11 protein-coding genes and 1 tRNA gene are annotated in these 16,609 nt (G+C 72.1%); 4 read left to right on the forward strand and 8 right to left on the reverse strand.

Annotated features, from left to right (window positions below; translation table 11 throughout):
• Positions 1-185: 185 nt before the first annotated feature.
• From ACFC1R_RS02215 to ACFC1R_RS02235, 5 genes are all read right to left on the reverse strand, one after another.
• A complete protein-coding gene (locus ACFC1R_RS02215; RefSeq protein WP_375931229.1) occupies positions 186-1,649 on the reverse strand; it encodes a peptidoglycan D,D-transpeptidase FtsI family protein in 1,464 nt (487 codons plus the stop codon).
• Between the two features lie 55 nt (positions 1,650-1,704).
• A complete protein-coding gene (locus tag ACFC1R_RS02220) occupies positions 1,705-3,093 on the reverse strand; it encodes an FtsW/RodA/SpoVE family cell cycle protein (RefSeq protein ID WP_375931639.1) in 1,389 nt (462 codons plus the stop codon).
• Positions 3,094-3,216: 123 nt separating this feature from the next.
• Positions 3,217-4,797: a protein phosphatase 2C domain-containing protein gene (locus ACFC1R_RS02225; RefSeq protein ID WP_375931232.1), complete on the reverse strand. Its 1,581-nt coding sequence runs from the start codon at positions 4,795-4,797 to the stop codon at positions 3,217-3,219.
• Between the two features lie 166 nt (positions 4,798-4,963).
• Positions 4,964-5,482 carry an FHA domain-containing protein gene (locus ACFC1R_RS02230; protein WP_375931235.1) on the reverse strand — a complete coding sequence of 173 codons (519 nt, stop codon included), beginning with the start codon at positions 5,480-5,482 and terminating at the stop codon, positions 4,964-4,966.
• Positions 5,483-5,494: 12 nt separating this feature from the next.
• Positions 5,495-6,382: an FhaA domain-containing protein gene (locus ACFC1R_RS02235; protein ID WP_375931238.1), complete on the reverse strand. Its 888-nt coding sequence runs from the start codon at positions 6,380-6,382 to the stop codon at positions 5,495-5,497.
• Between the two features lie 435 nt (positions 6,383-6,817).
• Between ACFC1R_RS02235 and ACFC1R_RS02240 the strand changes: the two genes are divergently transcribed.
• Positions 6,818-6,901: transfer RNA gene (locus tag ACFC1R_RS02240), tRNA-Leu, on the forward strand.
• Positions 6,902-7,008: 107 nt separating this feature from the next.
• Here ACFC1R_RS02240 and ACFC1R_RS02245 read toward each other — a convergent pair.
• Positions 7,009-8,199, reverse strand: coding sequence for a sensor histidine kinase (locus ACFC1R_RS02245; protein WP_375931241.1), 1,191 nt, complete (start codon positions 8,197-8,199; stop codon positions 7,009-7,011).
• A complete protein-coding gene (locus ACFC1R_RS02250) occupies positions 8,196-8,867 on the reverse strand; it encodes a response regulator (protein WP_375931244.1) in 672 nt (223 codons plus the stop codon). The genes ACFC1R_RS02245 and ACFC1R_RS02250 overlap by 4 nt, the downstream gene beginning before the upstream one ends.
• Positions 8,868-9,260: 393 nt before the next feature.
• Between ACFC1R_RS02250 and ACFC1R_RS02255 the strand changes: the two genes are divergently transcribed.
• A complete protein-coding gene (locus tag ACFC1R_RS02255) occupies positions 9,261-10,979 on the forward strand; it encodes a phosphatidylglycerol lysyltransferase domain-containing protein (RefSeq protein WP_375931642.1) in 1,719 nt (572 codons plus the stop codon).
• Between the two features lie 330 nt (positions 10,980-11,309).
• Positions 11,310-12,080: a hypothetical protein gene (locus ACFC1R_RS02260; protein ID WP_375931645.1), complete on the forward strand. Its 771-nt coding sequence runs from the start codon at positions 11,310-11,312 to the stop codon at positions 12,078-12,080.
• Between the two features lie 108 nt (positions 12,081-12,188).
• Here ACFC1R_RS02260 and ACFC1R_RS02265 read toward each other — a convergent pair whose 3' ends face one another.
• On the reverse strand, positions 12,189-14,999 hold the full coding sequence (locus ACFC1R_RS02265; RefSeq protein ID WP_375931247.1) for a SpoIIE family protein phosphatase: 2,811 nt from the start codon (positions 14,997-14,999) through the stop codon (positions 12,189-12,191).
• A gap of 317 nt (positions 15,000-15,316) precedes the next feature.
• Between ACFC1R_RS02265 and ACFC1R_RS02270 the strand changes: the two genes are divergently transcribed.
• Positions 15,317-16,471 (forward strand): rhodanese-like domain-containing protein, encoded by a 1,155-nt coding sequence (locus tag ACFC1R_RS02270; protein ID WP_375931250.1) that lies wholly within the window; start codon positions 15,317-15,319, stop codon positions 16,469-16,471.
• The last annotated feature ends 138 nt before the right edge of the window (positions 16,472-16,609 follow it).

Here is a 16,609-nt window from a genome sequence, read left to right on the forward strand (position 1 = left end):
TTCTGTGACGACCGCCCCACGGCACGGGCCGCGGGCGAGCGGCGGGCACACCCGCTGCTGCGGATACGCTACCGGTCCTACCAGAGCCCGCCGGAGCAGGCAGCCAGCTGAGACCAGACCGGTATCGACCGGCCGGGTCCCATTGTGACAAGCCTGCCACCCGTACCGGGGCCACTCGTCGGGTCCTACTTGTCGAGCACCGCCTGCATCACCGACTTGGCGATCGGTGCGGCGATGCTTCCGCCGCTGATCTCGTTGCTCGACGCGGCGCCGTCCTCGACCACCACGGCGACCGCGACCTGCTGGCCGTTGGTGCCCTTGGCGTAGGAGATGAACCAGGCGAACGGCAGTCCGGAGTTGTCCTGGCCGTGCTGGGCGGTACCGGTCTTGCCGCCGACCGTGACGCCGTCGATCTGCGCCTTCGTGCCGGTGCCGTTCTGGACGACGCTCTCCATCAGCTGCTGGAGCTTCTGCGCGGTCTCGGGCTTCATCGGCTGGCTGAACTGGTGCTCGGTGTGCTTGGAGATGGTGGTGAGGTTGGCCGCGCGCTCCTCGTCGACCAGGTACGGCTGCATCAGGGTGCCGTTGTTGGCGATCGCGGAGGCGACCATGGCCATCTGCAGCGGGGTGGCGCGGGTGTCGTGCTGTCCGATGGCGTCCATCGCGGTGCCGTCGGGGGTGGAGTTCTTGGGGAAGTAGCTGGGGACGGCGCGGATCGGGGTGTCGATCTTGTCGTTGTTGAAGCCGAACTTCTCGGCCTCGGCCCGCAGCTTGTCCTTGCCGAGGTCGGCGCCGATCTTGCCGTAGACGGTGTTGCAGGAGTACTCCATGGCAACCCGCAGGGTGGCGTCCTGGCAGGGCTCGGTGTCGCTGTCGTTCTTCAGCTCGGTCTTGGTGCCGGGCAGGACGTACGGGTCCGGGGTGGAGGTCTTGTCGTCCGGGCCCTGGAACATGCCGTTCTCGAAGGCGGCGGTGGCCGTGACCAGCTTGAAGGTGGAGCCGGGCGGATAGGTTTCCTTCAGCGCCCGGTTCAGCATCGGCTTGTTCGGGTCGTTCAGCAGCGCCGTCCACGCCTTGCCGTCGGTGGCCGGGTCGCCGCCCGCGAAGGTCGACGGGTCGTACGAGGGGGTGGAGACCAGGGCCAGGATGGCGCCGGTCTTCGGGTCGAGGGCGACGGCGGCGCCCTTCTTGTTGCCCAGACCGTCGAAGGCCGCCTTCTGCGCCTTGGGGTTGATCGTGGTGACGACGTCGCCGCCCTGCTTCTGCTTGCCCGTCAGCATGTCGAGGGTGTTGCGGAAGAACAGCCGGGAGTCGGTGCCGGAGAGGATGCCGTCCTCCAGGTTCTCCAGCTGGCTGCTCTTGTACGCCTGGGAGGAGTAGCCGGTGACCGGGGCGTACATCGGCCCGTCGATCCAGGCGCGCTTGTACTTGTAGCGCAGCCCGTTGACGAAGTCGGACTTGGTGACGGGGTTCCCGCCCACGATGATGTTGCCGCGCGGGTAGGCGTAGCGGTCGTACTCGTTGCGCTCGTTGTGGCTGTTGCTCGCCCAGGCGTCGGCCTGGACGCCCTGCACCCAGTTGGTCCGGAGCAGCAGGGCGAGGATCAGCACCAGGCAGAAGATCGAGACCCTGCGGATGGGCTTGTTCACTTGGCTCCTCGCCTCCTTCGTACGGTCACCGGGTCAGATTCAATCGCATGTCTCTTCACGACGGTGAGGCCTGGGTCGGTTCCGCGGAGGGGCGCCGGGCGCTGTCGCTTATCTTCAGCAGCAGGGCGATCAGTGCCCAGTTGGCGACCACGGACGATCCGCCCTGGGCCAGGAACGGCATGGTCATACCGGTGAGCGGGATCAGTCCGGTGACACCGCCGGCCACCACGAAGACCTGGAGCGCGAAGGCCGAGGAGAGGCCGACGGCGAGCAGCTTGCCGAACGGGTCGCGGGCGGCGACGGCGGTGCGCAGACCGCGCTGCACGATCAGGGCGTACAGCAGGAAGAGCGCCATCATGCCGGTGAGGCCGAGTTCCTCGCCGAAGGAGCCGAGGATGAAGTCGCTCTTCGCGGCGAACTGGATCAGCCAGGAGCGGCCCTGGCCGAGTCCGGAGCCGGTGACCCCGCCGGAGCCGAAGGCCATCAGGGTCTGGCCGATCTGCTCGGTGGAGCCCGGCGGCGGCTTGGGCGCGAAGGCGGCCATCGGGTCCAGCCAGGCGTCGATCCGGGTCTTGACGTGCGGCTCGGAGGTGGCGACCACGGCCGCGCCGCCGATGGACATCAGCAGGCCGAAGACGATCCAGCTGGTGCGCTCGGTGGCGACGTAGAGCATCACCACGAAGAGGCCGAAGAACAGGAACGAGGTGCCGAGGTCGGTCTCGAAGACCAGGATCAGGATGGAGAGCAGCCAGACCACGATGATCGGGCCGAGGTCGCGCCCGCGCGGCAGGTACAGGCCCATGAAGCGGCGGCTGGCGAGCGCCAGGGCGTCCCGCTTGACCATCAGGTACCCGGAGAAGAAGACGGTCAGGATGATCTTGGCGAACTCGCCGGGCTGGAACGAGAAGCTGCCGAAGCGGATCCAGATCTTGGCGCCGAAGTCCTCCGCGCGGGAGGGGAAGAACGCGGGTGCGGCGAGCAGCACCAGCGCGACGGCCATCGAGATGTAGGTGTAGCGCTGGAGGATCCGGTGGTCCTTCAGCAGCACGATCACCCCGATGAAGAGGGCGATCCCCAGTCCGGACCACATCAGCTGGTTGGCCGCCGCCGGGAAGTTGCCGCGCAGCAGCTTGCCGGCCTTGTCGAGCCGCCAGATCATCACCAGGCCGAGCCCGTTGAGCAGGGTGCCGAGCGGCAGCAGCAGCGGGTCGGCGTACGGTGCGAAGCGGCGCATCGCCAGGTGCGCGACCAGGGCGAGCGTGCCCATTCCGGCGCCGTAGGCCAGCATGCCGCCGGGCAGCTTCTTGTCCATGGCGAGGCCGACGTTGGCGTACGCGAGGATCGGCAGCAGCACCGCGAAGGCCAGCATGGCCAGCTCGGTGTTGCGCCGGTTGGGCGTCCCCTGCGGGGTGATCGTGGTGTTCTCGCGGCGCCGGGGGCGCATGCCGGACCGCCCGCGGGGGTTGCCGCTGCTGCGCCGACTGCTGTCGGAGTGAGTGCTGCTCAGGTCAAAGGTGCTCACGTAGTGGCCGCTCCCTGACGGCTGAGTGGGCCCGCGGGGGCCGGATCACTGGGTCGCGCAGGAGTTGGCCAGCTGCTGTTCCTGCTCGGTGAGGGTCGGCGCGCCCCCGGGGCTGCCGGCGGCCGGGGTGCCGGTCGTGGCGGGGTGGGCGGCGTCCTGGGCCGGGGTGGGCGCGCCGCCGATGGCGCTGCCGACGGCGGGGCTGGGGCTCGGCGAGGCGGTCGGGGCCTGGGCGGCGGGTTTGGCGCCCTCGGAGACCTTCTTGCAGACCGCCGCCTGGGCGCCGAGGCGCTTCACCTGGTCGCGGGCGTCGTCCAGGCTCTTGGCCTGGATGGTGTTGCTCACCTGGGTGCGCTGGTACGCCGGCAGGAACTTGAGTTCGATGTCGTCGTGCTGTTCGTACACCGAGGAGAGGTTGAGTCCGGCCAGGTTCTGGTTGACGCCGCGGTAGACCGCGACGTGCTCGCCGTCGGCCCCGACGTAGTACTGCCCCTGGGTCCACTGCCAGCCGAACCAGCCGCCGCCGCCGAGCACGCCGAGCGCGAGCGCCACGGCCAGCGAGACCTTCAGCCAGCGGCCCTTGCGGCGCGGGCCGTCCTCGTCGTCCTCGAAGTCGTCCTGGTACGGCTGCTGCTCGGCCGCGCCGTACGCCTCGCCGTAGCCGCCCTGGGCCTCGCCGTCGCCGTAGCCGTAGCCCTCGGCGGGGCCGAAGCCCGGCTGCTCGTAGCCGCTGGCTGGGCCGAAGGCGCCCTGCGGGCCCTGCGGAGGCCGGCCGAGACCGGCGGCGCGGCCGGCCGGGGTGTTCAGCAGGGCCTGGTCGTGCACGCTGGACGGCGGCGCGTCGGCGACCGCGCCGACCACCACCGGGATGTCGGCGAGCCGGCCGCTGAGGGTGTCGGTCGCGCCGACGTCGATCACGTCCGCGACGATGCAGGTGATGTTGTCCGGGCCGCCGCCGCGCAGGGCCAGCTGGATCAGCTCCTGGACGGTCTGCTCCGGGGCGTAGAAGCTCCCGAGCGTCTCCTCCAGGGTCTGGTGGCTGACCGGTCCGGACAGGCCGTCCGAGCAGATCATGTAGCGGTCGCCGGCCCGGACGTCGCGGATCGACAGGTCAGGCTCGACCTGGCCGCGGCCGTCCAGGGCGCGCATCAGCAGGGAGCGCTGCGGGTGGGTCTCGGCCTCCTCCGGCGTGATCCGGCCCTCGTCCACCAGCCGCTGCACCCAGGTGTGGTCCTGGGTGATCTGGCTCAGGGTGCCGTCGCGCAGCAGGTAGGCGCGGGAGTCGCCGATGTGGACCAGGCCCATCCGCTGGCCGGTCCAGAGCATGGCGGTGAGGGTGCAGCCCATGCCTTCGAGCTGCGGGTCCTCCTCGACCATCTGGCGCAGCCGGTCGTTGGCGCCCTGGACCGCGTCCTTCAGCAGGGTGAGCAGGTCGGCGCCCGGGATGTCCTCGTCCAGGCGGACGATCGAGCCGAGCACCTCGGAGGAGGCGACCTCGCCGGCCGCCGCGCCGCCCATGCCGTCGGCCACCGCGAGCAGCCGCGGCCCGGCGTAGCCGGAGTCCTCGTTGCCCTCCCGGATCAGCCCCTTGTGGGAACCGGCGGCGAAGCGCAGCACCAGACTCATGCCTCTGCCTCGATTCGCCTCAGGGCGGCTTCGCCGGGCGCGGAGCTGACGATTCGCTCGGTCATGCGGAACGAACCCCCTTCAGGGCGTCGGTGCGCACCAGGGCGGCAGCGTTGCAGCCGCCTGCCCGGCCGGGCGTGAACGGGATGCTGTCCCTCATGCGCTACTACTTCCGCAGTTCGATGACGGTCCTGCCGATACGGATCGGCATGCCCGGCTGGAGCGGGGTGGGCACGGTGAGCCGTTGCCGGTCGAGATAGGTGCCGTTGGTGGAGCCTAGATCCTCGACCGTCCACTGCCCAGTCTGATCCGGGTAGATCCTGGCATGCCTGGAGGAGGCGTAGTCGTCGTCCAGCACGATGGTCGAGTCGTGCGCCCGGCCGAGCGTGATGGTCTGGCCCTGCAGGGCCACCGTGGTGCCGGCCAGTGAGCCCTGCACCACCACCAGCTGGGTGGGCGCACCGCGGCGCTGCCGCGGCTGGGCCGGCGCGGTCTGCGTCGGCTGGGCCGCCCGGCCGGTGCCGGCGGCGGTCTGGACGGGGGTGCCGGCGGCCCGCCGCGAGGACCGCGGGTTCACCTTGGTGCCGAACAGGTCGCTGCGGATCACCTGCACCGCGACGATGACGAACAGCCACAGCACGGCGAGGAATCCAAGCCGCATGACCGTCAGGGTCAGATCTGACATAGGTGACCCGCTCTACCCTTCGACCTGTCGGTAGACGATGGTGGTGCTCCCCAGGACGATCCTGGAGCCGTCGCGGAGCGTAGCGCGCTGGCAGTGCTGTCCGTCCACCACGATGCCGTTGGTGGACCCCAGGTCGAGCACCATCGCGGGTGTTCCGGGGCGGATCTCGGCGTGCTTGCGGGAGACCCCGGGGTCGTCGATGCGGATGTCCGCCTCGGTGGACCGGCCGAGCACGACGCCGTTCCCGGTCACCTGGTGGCGGGCTCCGTTGACCTCGATCCAGCGGCGGGTGGCCGCGCCGCCGCCGCCCGAGCCCGGGAACGGGCGCACGTTGCCGCCGCCCGCTGCGGGCGGTGCGGCCGGGGGTGTCGAAGGTGCCGGGGGCACCACCGGAGGTGCGGCCGGCGGGGGCGGCGCACCGTAGGTGGCCGCGCTCTGCTGCTGCCAGGGCGCGCCGGGCGCGGGCGGGGTGGGCTGGCGCCCGTACCCGGCCTGGGCCGGCGGCTGGGTGGGCTGCGGCGGCTCCTCGGAGGCCAGGGTGCGGCTGCGCACCCGGTACAGGCCGGTGTCGAGGTCGTCCGCCTTCTCCAGGGCGACCTGGAGCGGGCCCATGAAGCTGTAGCGCTGGGCCTCGGCGTACTCGCGCACCATGCCGGCCAGCTCGCTGCCCAGCTGTCCCGAGTAGGGGCTGAGGCGCTCGTGGTCGTGCGGGCTGAGCTCGACGATGAAGTCGTTCGGGACCACGGTGCGGTCCCGGTTCCAGATGGTGGCGTTGTTGTCGCACTCCCGCTGCAGCGCTCCGGCGATCTCCACCGGCTGGACCTCGGACTTGAACACCTTGGCGAAGGTGCCGTTCACAAGACCCTCGAGCCGCTGTTCGAACTTCTTCAGGACTCCCACGGGGCACCCCCTTCCAAGGGCTTCGGTCGGGCCAGGTGCTCGGCCTACTTGCGGTACTTCCGTACTGATCGTATCCACGCCCGGCCCATCCGTACGGTTCCCCGGGGATGTGGCTCCCCGTCGTGAGCCCTCGCACAGCGGTCGGCGGGCGGTTTCGGGACGGTGTTCGGGAGTGGCAAGCCAGGGCTACCCGGAGACGGGCCGCCTCACCCCTGGCCCGCTTTCCCCGCACGCCGTCCGGAGGTACTCGGGGGCACTCCGCCGGCTCCGGTTGCGGGGCCTGCGGGAACGGATTCGTAGGCAGCCCGCCAGCCGTGCTAATGTTTTCCATGTCGGAAGGGGCGCCCGCAAGGGAGCCGGACGGAAGACCAGCGGAGATGCGGTAAGCTTCTCGGCAGGTCGGAAGAGCGGTAAGCATCCAACGACAACACCCATGCGCGGGTGGCGGAATAGGCAGACGCGCTGGATTCAGGTTCCAGTGCCCGAAAGGGCGTGGGGGTTCAACTCCCCCCTCGCGCACAGCGAAACCCCGCAGATCTTCGGATCTGCGGGGTTTTTTTGTCGTCCGAAGCGGAACCCCCTCCGCCTCCGCAGGCCGGTGCCGGGCGTCCCGGGGGCCGCCTCGGCTACTCGCCCGCGGCGGGGAGTTCGGCGTGGACGGTGAAGCCGCCGTCGGCGGTGGCGGTGGCGCTGAAGGAGCCGCCGAGGAGCTGGGCGCGCTCGCGCAGGCCGACCAGGCCGTGGCCGCCGCCGGGCAGCGGCATCGGCCCCGGCCGCCGGGGCGGGCGCTCGTTGTGGACCTCGACCAGCAGCCGGGCGCCCCGGGCGGCGAGGCGGACCTCGACGGGGGCGCCGGGGGCGTGCTTGGTGATGTTGGTCAGGGCCTCCTGGACGGTGCGGTAGGCGGCCCGCTCGACCGCTTCCGGCCAGGGCCGGTCGCCGGGGCTGAGTTCGCTGCTCACGCTCAGCCCGCTGCCCTCGATCAGCCGGGGCAGGTCGGCCAGCCTGGGCTGCGGGGCGAGCGGTTCGTGCGGCGGTACGCCGGCGGCGCGCAGGACGCCCACCATCTGCCGCAGCTCCACCAGGGTGCGGACGGAGAGCTCCCTGATGGTGACGGCGGTGGCCTTGGCCGCCGGGTCGCCGGTGCTCACCTGGAGCGCGCCGGCCTGGATGCTGATCAGGCTGACCTGGTGCGAGACCACGTCGTGCATCTCACGGGCCAGCCGGGCCCGCTCGGTGGAGAGCACCCGCTCGGCGAGCAGCCGGCTCTCGCGGCGCTGGCCCTTGGTCAGTTCGTCCAGCCGGACGGCCAGCTCGCGCCGGGTGCGGGAGAGCAGGCCGAGCGCGGTGGGCCCGGCCCCGAGCATCGCGCACTGGATGGCGTACAGCGCGTTGTCGCGGTCGAACGCGAGCGGGTGGTCGGCGAACGGCCAGTGGAAGAACTCGACCAGGGCGAAGACGGAGGCGCAGAGCACCGCGACCCACGGCCGGGGCCGCCGGGAGGCCACCGAGTAGACGGCGGTTATCGGGGCGATCCAGATGTAGGTGACGAAGGCGGCGGGCAGCGTGAGCAGCAGCACCAGGACCGGGTAGCGGCGGCGCAGCAGCAGCGCCAGGGTGGCCAGCGCGGCCAGGAGGCGCTGCCACCACGGGTTGTCCAGGGTGACCAGGACGGAGTCCACCGCGGAGGCCAGCACCGGCACCAGCAGCATCAGCCAGGGGGCGGTGAGCCACCCGGGACGGGTGCGGCGCGGCGCCGGTGCCGGGCGGGTGGCGGCGGGTCCGCCGTCGGGACCGGTGGGTGCGGTGGTGGTCATTCGCCGTTTTGCTCGGGAGCGCGGACCAGGCCGGCCCGGTTGGCGACCACGGCGGCCTGGACCCGGTTGGCGGCGCCCAGCTTGCCGAGGATGGCGCTGATGTGGTCCTTGACGGTGCCGGTGCCCAGGAAGAGCCGGTCGGCGATCTCGGCGTTGGACAGGCCCTCGCCGAGCAGGGCGAGGACGTCCAGCTCGCGGCCGGTGAGCCCGCGGGTGAGGGCGGCCGCCTCGGCGTCCGGGCCGCCGCCCTCGACGTAGCCGCTGATCACGGTGCGGGTGACGGTCGGGGAGAGCACGCTGCCGCCGGCCGCGAGCACCCGTACGGCGTGCACCAGCTGGTCGGGGGCGGTGTCCTTGAGCAGGAACCCGGCGGCTCCGCCGCGCAGCGCGGTGCCGATGTACTCGTCGGTGTCGAAGGTGGTGAGCATGGCCACGGCCGGGGGGCTGGGCAGGGTGCGCAGCCGGCGGAGCACCGAGATGCCGTCCAGGTCGGGCATCCGGATGTCCAGCAGCACGACGTGCGGGCGCAGTGCGGTGACCCGGTCCTCGGCCTGGCTCCCGGAGCAGTCGCCGACGACTTCCAGGTCGGGGGCGGATCCGACGATCAGGCCGAGGCCGGAGCGGACCAGGATCTCGTCGTCCACGATGAGTACGCGGATCGGCGTCATGGTCTTCTTCTCCTCGGGTTGGGCGGGTGCGCGGGTGGCGGCCGAAGTTCTGCCGGGTTCGAGCCTAGGGGCAGGTGGGAGCGGGTGGCGCCCTGATCGGAGGGAGGCGACCCCCGCCGATCGGCGGGGGCCCGAATCGGCTACCTGGTTCACGTCATTCTCATCTTCGGTGAGCAACCATGGATTGCGGCGCCCCCTGCTGGACCGAGCCGATCGGAACCCGGCCCCACCGGCCCGGATCGGTGCCGTGGGCGCGGTGCGGATGCGCCCCCACAACTGATCGTTTGGAATTGAGCCGTGTCCTCCACAGTGAAGCCGGAGCCGTCTGCCGTTCCCACCGAGCGCTCCGGCGCATCGGCGAGCCTGCTGGCCCGCTGGCGGCCGAGGGCCGCCATGGCAACCGTCTGGTACCTGCGGCTGGTGGCGGTGCTGAACCTGGTGGCGGTGCTGGCCGTGCCGTTCCGCAACCAGGTGGAGTCGCACAACGAGGGTGAGTTCTTCACCCCGTACCTGGTGACCGCCGGTCTGACCTCCGCGGTGCTGTCGCTGTTCCTGGCGGTGGCGATGCGGCGGCGCAAGCGGGCCGCCTGGATCTTCAACGTCGTCGTGGGCGGGCTGACCTTCCTGGTCTTCGTGCTGCTGATGACCCTGTCCGACCAGGGCGAGGACTACGTCCGGCACGGGTTCAACTGGTTCTCCATGATCATCACCGGGCTGTTCCTGGTGGCGCTGCTGGTCGGGCGCCGGGAGTTCACCTCCAAGGGGGACCGCTCCAACCCGAAGACCGGGCTGGCCGCGGTGGTCGGCGGCCTGGTCGTGGGCGGTTCGGTCGGCTCGGTGCTGGTCCAGCTCACCAACACCATCTCGGGCGCCACCTTCTGGGACCGCTTCGGCTACTCGATCGCCCGGATGGTCACCATCGAGCCCTCGTCCCACGTGGTCGACGTGATCAACGTGCCGACCTGGGTGAACGCCTTCATCAACGCGATGAGCGCGCTGCTCTTCCTGCTGGTGGTCTACCTGGCCTTCCGCAGCCCGCGCGGGCAGGAGCTGCTCACCCACGAGGACGAGCAGAAGCTGCGGGTGCTGCTGGACAAGCAGGGCGAGCGGGACTCGCTGGGGTACTTCGCGCTGCGCCGGGACAAGGCGGTGATCTTCTCGCCGAGCGGCAAGGCGGCCGTGGCCTACCGGGTGGTCGGCGGTGTGTCGCTGGCCTCGGGCGACCCGATCGGCGACCCGGAGGCCTGGCCGGGGGCGATCGACGCCTGGCTGGCCGAGGCCAGGGAGCACGCCTGGGCGCCGGCCGTGATGGGTGCCTCGGAGGAGGCCGGGGTGATCTACGCCCGGCACGGTCTGGACGCGCTGGAGCTGGGTGACGAGGCGATCGTCGAGCTGGACGAGTTCTCGCTGGACGGCCGGGCGATGCGGGTGGTCAGGCAGGCGTACAACCGGGTGAAGCGGGCCGGGTACACCGTGCGGATCCGCCGGCACGAGGACATCCCCGAGAGCGAGATGGCGGAGCTGGTCGGGAAGGCGGACCACTGGCGGGACGGCGCCACCGAGCGCGGTTTCTCGATGGCGCTGGGCCGCCTCGGCGACCCGGACGACGGCCGCTGCGTGATGCTGGAATGCCATGACGCGAACGGCGATCTGAGCGCGTTGCTGAGCTTTGTGCCGTGGGGCGAGAAGGGCCTTTCGCTGGACCTGATGCGCCGGGACCGGGAGACCGAGAACGGTCTGATGGAATTCATGGTGATCGAACTCCTGCAGCGCGCGAAGGAGGTCGACCTCGAACGGGTCTCGCTGAACTTCGCGATGTTCCGATCCGTTTTCGAACGAGGTTCCAAGCTGGGTGCCGGGCCGGTACTCCGACTCTGGCGTTCGGTCCTCGGTTTCTTCTCCCGTTGGTGGCAGATCGAATCCCTCTACCGGGCCAATGCGAAGTACCGCCCGATCTGGGAACCGCGTTATCTGCTGTTCGAGAAGAGCAGCGAGATCCCCCGGATCGGCATCGCCAGCGCCCGCGCCGAGGGCTTCATCACCGTACCGAGCCTCCCCGCTCTGTTCCGTCGCCGACACGTGAGGGCGGCCGCTCCGGCGGACGGCTCCTGACCCGTCGGCGGCGGAGCGGAGTGGGAAGAGGGAGTCCCTCCGCCGGGGGGCGGAGGGCACCCAGCCGGACAGTCCCCGGTCATACCTCGCTGACCTGCTCGAATACCTGACAGAGAACGGTCGAATACTCAGGGTCGGGTACAAGCTACCGGTCGAGCGGCGGTAGTCGGGCAGTTTGTCTCCCCCTACAGGATGACCCGCGATTCCCCTTGGAAGCTGAGGCAGAGCGTTTATCCGCTGCCTACTGTGGATGTAGTGGCTCACGGAATCGTGAGCACACAGCCGAGGTCCTTTTCTCAGGGAGCAATGGGGAGCGCAGCCGTGAAGCAGATGACCCGGGCGGGCGGCGGGCAGACCGGGGCACTGGCGCATGCCAGGCGCGCCGCTGCCGCCGAGTGGGGCGTGCTGTTCACCGCCGTGCGGGAGACGGTGGTGGCCAAGCGCCTCGCGGCCGTTCCGCTGGCCTGCACGGCAACGGCACTGGTGATGCTGTTCAGCATCGTCCAGCACCTGCCCGGCGGGGAGCGCTTCGTCACCCACATCGGGGTGGTCAAGGCGGCCCTCCCGCTGGACACCTCGCTACTGCGCACCCCGCTCTCGCTCTACGTGCCCGCGCTGGACCTGCCGGTCTGGGGCGCACTGGCGCAGGTCTTCTTCGTGTTCGGGATCGCCGAGATCGTGCTCGGCCGCCGGATGACGCTGGTCGTCGCGTACACCTGCACCCTGGCGGGCACGCTGTTCGCCCGGATCGGGGTGGCGCTCGGCCCCGGCCACCTCCTGGGCCTGCACCACCTGGACGCCTACGTCCGGGACACCGGGCCCTCGGCGGCCGTGGTGGCGCTCGCGGTCTGTGTCGCGTTCCGCTGCCGGGCCTGGTGGACAGGTGGCACGGTGGCGCTGGTGATGGTCGTGGAGGCGGTCCTGCTGCCCAACCTGGCGGGGCTCGAGCACCTGGTGGCGCTGGTGACGGCGATGCTGATCGCCGTCTCGGCGGAGGTCTTCGGGGACTTCTGGCCGCGCGTCCTCGGCGGTGTCGGCGCGGCGGCCTCGGTCGCCACCGAGGCCACCCGTCGGCCGGCGGCCGGCGCGCTCACTCCCTGAGGCGCCGCTCGGGGGCGGCCCGGGGCGTCCCGGGCCGGGCGGGACCGGGGCATCCGGCGGGGCAGGGCACCGCCCCGAGGCGGCACCCGGCCCACCGGTGCCCGGCGTTCAGCGGCGGGGCAGGGCGAGTTCGAACCAGACGACCTTGCCGACGGCCTTGCGGGCGGTGCCCCAGCGCTCGGACAGCTTGCTCACCAGGTGCAGCCCCCGGCCGCACTCGTCCATCGATTCGGCCGGCTCCAGCGAGGGCAGGTTGTGGTTGTCGTCGCTGACCTCGACCAGCAGTTTGTCGACCCGGATCAGCTGGAGCTGGACGTGGTCCCTGGCCACCCGGACCGCGTTGGTGACCAGTTCGCTGACCAGCAGTTCGACCGTGTCGGCGAGGGCCGTCAACCGCCAGGCGGCCAGCTGCTCGCGGACCAGGGTGCGGGCCCGGTGGACCTCCGCGTCGCCCACCGACAGCTCCCAGGTGGCCACCTCGGTCGGGGCCACCCCGTCGAAACGGGCCACCAGCAGGGCGATGTCGTCCTGCCTGTCCTCCGAGTGCAACCGGTCCAGGACGACGTCGCAGGCCTCCTCCGGGGTCTGCTTCGGGTCGATCAGATTTCCGCAGAGGGCGGCGAGACCTGCTCCTATGTCCCCGCCCCGCACCTCGACCAGCCCGTCGGTGCAGAGCACGAGCATCGAGCCGTCGCTCACGTCGATCTTCTTCGCCACGAACGGCACCCCGCCCACGCCGATCGGCGCGCCCGCGGGGATCTCCAGCAGCTCGCCCCGGCCGTCCGGGTGCACCAGCACCGGCGGGACGTGGCCGGCACTGGCCAGCTCGCAGGTGCGGTTGATCGGGTCGTAGACCGCGTACAGGCAGGTCGCCAGGTGGTCGTCACCGAGCTTCTGGGCCAGGTTGTCCAGGTGCCGCAGCAGCTGCCCCGGCGGCAGGTCGAGCGCGGCCAGGGTCTGCATGGCGGTGCGGAAGCGGCCCATCGCGGCGGCCGAGTGCAGGCCGTGGCCCATCACGTCGCCGACCACCAGGGCGACCCGGCTGCCCGGCAGCTGGATCGCGTCGAACCAGTCGCCGCCGACCTCGGCCCGACGGTCGCCCGGCATGTAGCGGTGGGCGATCTGCACCCCGGGGATCTTCGGCGGCCGGGTCGGGATCATCGAGCGCTGGAGCGTGGTGGCGACCTTGGCCTCGGCCCGGTGCAGCCGGGCGTTGTCCAGCGAGAGGGCGGCCCGGGCGGCCAGCTCGCGCAGCGTCGCGGCGTCGCTCTTGTCGAAGGCGGCCCGGTCGGGCAGCCGCAGCAGCTTGAGGATGCCCAGCACGGTGCCCCGGGCGGACAGCGGCAGCACCAGCATGGAGCGGCCGACCACCACCGGGACCAGGTCGGGGCCGCCGAGCGAGGCGGCGTAGTCCACCGCGACATCCGGATTGATCACCGGGACCAGGACCGGCTGGTTCTCCTGCAGGGCCAGCCCCGGCGGTGTGGAGCGGGGCATGGCCAGCAGCGAGCCCTCGTCCAGCACGTGCTCCCAGCGGCCCGAGGAGGCGTTGAAGGCGCGGGCCACCCGGCGCAGCATGGTCCGGTCGTCCGGCCGGTTCTCGGGCAGTTCGGAGTCGGAGATCAGCCCATCCAGCAGGTCCACGCAGGCGAAGTCGGCGACTCGCGGAACCAGGACCTGGCAGAGCTCGCGGGCGGTGGTGTCCAGGTCGAGCGTGGTGCCGACGCTGCTGCCGACGTCGCTCAGCAGGGCCAGCTGCTCGCCGGCCTGGCTGCTGGTCAGCACCTCCACGGAGGAGGGGGAGGCCGGCTGGACGGGGAGATCGGCATCGCGCAGGGGGGTGCGGCCGTTGGCGGCGGACTCGATGGCGGGGCCTTTCGGGATCGGGCCGGACGGGCCGGGGGACGTGCCGTTCGGCCGGTCGAGCCGGGGACCGTCCGTATCGGTGGGTGCAGCGCTGCTCTGGTTGCCGTTCGCACCGGATCTGAGCGCGGCGGCGGCCTCGCGCGGGCCGGGGACGGCACCGCCGGGCGTGCGGGAGCCCTCGGCGCCGTCGGCCGGCAGCAGCTGCAGGCCGATCGCCACCGGCCCGGTGCCGGGGCGGCCGGCCTCCGGCGGGCGCCGGGTGGCCCTGGGCTGCACCGCCCGCTGCTGTGCGGTCGGGTAGCGGCGGCCGAGCCCGGCGGCGATGTGCGCCACCCCGGAGCCGACCGGTTCGTACGGGAGGACCGGCAGCCGGGTGGTCGCGTCCACCCAGAGCGCGGGCAGTCCGGCGGCGGCGAGCTGGGTGAGCAGCCGGTGCCGCCGCTCGGGCGAGCCGCCCGGGAGCAGGGCGGCCAGCGCGCCGGCCCCGCCCGTCCCGGCGGGGGAGACCGGGGCGGGGGCCAGGGTGGCGGAGACCCGGTGGAAGCCGCCCGTGGTGCCCTGGGCGGCCGCGTACGGCAGCAGCCGGGTGCCGAGGGCGATCCTGGGGCCGGCGGCCCGCAGCGGACGGGCGTCGGCGGCCAGCGCGAGCAGGCTGCGGCCGGCCGGTTCGGTCAGCGGGTAGGCCCACCAGAGGATGTCGCGGAGCCGGTCCTCGCGGTCGGTCACCGTCATCGACCCGGCCCAGGCGGTGCGGTCGAGCTGGGTGAGGTCGTCCAGGGTGTCGAAGGCGTCGCAGCGCCGGGCCGTCCCGGGCGGGCGGGGGGCGGCGGTCTCGGCGCGCGGCTCGACGGCGGGGAGCAGGCCGGAGGCCGTCCGGCCGCAGGCCACTTCCGCCCGGTGCCCGAAGAGCTCCTCCGCCGCCCGGTTCCACTGGGCGATCCGGCCGTCCGGATCGATCAGCACGGAGGCGAGGCGCAGTAAGGCGACCACCCCGGGGTGCTGGTCGCCGGGGGTGTCGGCCGGGCTCGGTGTGGAGTTGGGCTCGTCCACCATGGATTCGGTCTGCTCCCGCCTGGCCGTCGTGCGGAGGGCGGCCGTTGTGAGCTCCTGTGTGCCTGTGCTGTCGTGGCCGGCGTCGCGCTGCGCACCCGCGGTGTGCGTGCCGGTGCTGCCGGTTGTGCGCCTTCCAGCGAAGCACGGGGAGGCCCGCCGCTGATAGCGAATCGGGGAGATTCGTCAGTATCAGTTGCGTGTCTCGTGGCGTGCGCCGGGCCCGTACTTCCGGTTCATCCGATCGGACCAGCGGTTTCGGGTGTCGGCGCCCGGGTAGGGTGGCAGGCCGTACCTCCGGAGCGGATGAAGGCGAGCAGGTGACCGCAGAGAGCCCCGTCCAGTGGACCGATCCCGAGCGGCAGCGGCTGGAGGAGCTGGTGGCCGCCACCGAGCTGGCCTGGCTGACCCTGGAGGTCGACGTCGAGACCCTGCGGGTCGAGATCGACAACTTCGCGCTGATCCACCATCAGCTGCTCGGCCCGCTGTACGCCCGGCTGGACGAGCTGGACGCCCTGGTCGCGGAGACCGTGGCGGCCCGCACCGGGCACCCCGAGGACATCCGCCGGGCCGCCGACGCGCGCAGCCGGGTCGACGAACTGCCCGACCTGGACGCGCTGCTCGCCGACCTGCCGCCCGAGCTGGCCGAGCCGGAGCCGCCGCGCCGGGTCCGCCCCGGCAAGGAGGCGCAGCGGATCTACCGCGACCTGGCCCGCCGTGCGCACCCCGACCTGAGCACCGATCCGGCCGAGCAGCAGCGCCGGTCGGCCTTCATCGCCCGGGTCAACGAGGCGTACGCGCACGGCGACGCCGGAGCGCTGGAGGAGCTGGCCGAGGAGTGGTCCACCGCGCCGGAGGCCGCACCCGCGCCCGACGCCCCGGACCGGCTGGACTGGCTGCGCCAGCGCCTCGACTGGCTGAAGGCCAAGATCGGCCAGCTCGCCGCCGAGCAGGTCAGGCTGGAGCGCAGCGCGATGGGCGAGCTGCTGCTGCTGGCCCCGCAGGACCCGGACGGGCTGCTCACGGAACTCGCCGAGCAGCTGCTGGCCAAGGCCGCCGAGCGGCAGGCCGAGCTGGACCGGTTGCTCGCCCCCGTGCCGGACAATGGTGGAGACCACCGCGAACCCCAGGAGAACCCGACGATGTTCACCCAGCTCCCCACCACGGACGCCGCCTCGGTACCCGCCGACGCGCTGCTGCTCGATGTCCGCGAGCAGGACGAGTGGGACGCCGGCCACGTGGACGGCGCGCTGCACATCCCGATCGGTGAGGTGATCGCCCGGATCGGCGAGTTGCCCGAGCCGGACCGCAGGCTGTACGTGCTCTGCCGGGTCGGCGGGCGGTCGGCGCAGGTCGTGCAGTACCTGGTGGCCCAGGGCCGGGACGCGGTCAACGTGGACGGCGGGATGTTCGCCTGGGCGGCGGCGGGCCGTCCGATGGTGGGCGGCGGCGACCGGGATCCGTTCGTGCTCTAGGGTCCGTCCCCGGGCTCCCGGCGTCGACCGGCGGGCGGGAGTCCGGAGTCGGCCCCGGCAGCCCGTCGGCCCGTCCTGCCACAGCGGGCACCCGGGTACGTCCTCGGGGCCGCGGGGGCCGCGGGACGGTCGGGCCCT

Origin of the sequence: Kitasatospora sp. NPDC056138 (genome assembly GCF_042264695.1) — a bacterium.
GTDB lineage: Bacteria > Actinomycetota > Actinomycetes > Streptomycetales > Streptomycetaceae > Kitasatospora.

Excerpts from the sequence above, each read along its gene's own strand:
- ACFC1R_RS02220 (WP_375931639.1), bottom strand. The coding sequence starts at position 3,093 with ATGCGCCCCCGGCGCCGCGAGAACACCACGATCACCCCGCAGGGGACG.
- ACFC1R_RS02225 (WP_375931232.1), bottom strand. The coding sequence starts at position 4,797 with ATGAGTCTGGTGCTGCGCTTCGCCGCCGGTTCCCACAAGGGGCTGATC.
- ACFC1R_RS02230 (WP_375931235.1), bottom strand. The coding sequence starts at position 5,482 with ATGTCAGATCTGACCCTGACGGTCATGCGGCTTGGATTCCTCGCCGTG.
- ACFC1R_RS02245 (WP_375931241.1), bottom strand. The coding sequence starts at position 8,199 with ATGACCACCACCGCACCCACCGGTCCCGACGGCGGACCCGCCGCCACC.
- ACFC1R_RS02250 (WP_375931244.1), bottom strand. The coding sequence starts at position 8,867 with ATGACGCCGATCCGCGTACTCATCGTGGACGACGAGATCCTGGTCCGC.
- ACFC1R_RS02255 (WP_375931642.1), top strand. The coding sequence starts at position 9,261 with ATGGCAACCGTCTGGTACCTGCGGCTGGTGGCGGTGCTGAACCTGGTG.
- ACFC1R_RS02260 (WP_375931645.1), top strand. The coding sequence starts at position 11,310 with ATGACCCGGGCGGGCGGCGGGCAGACCGGGGCACTGGCGCATGCCAGG.
- ACFC1R_RS02265 (WP_375931247.1), bottom strand. The coding sequence starts at position 14,999 with ATGGTGGACGAGCCCAACTCCACACCGAGCCCGGCCGACACCCCCGGC.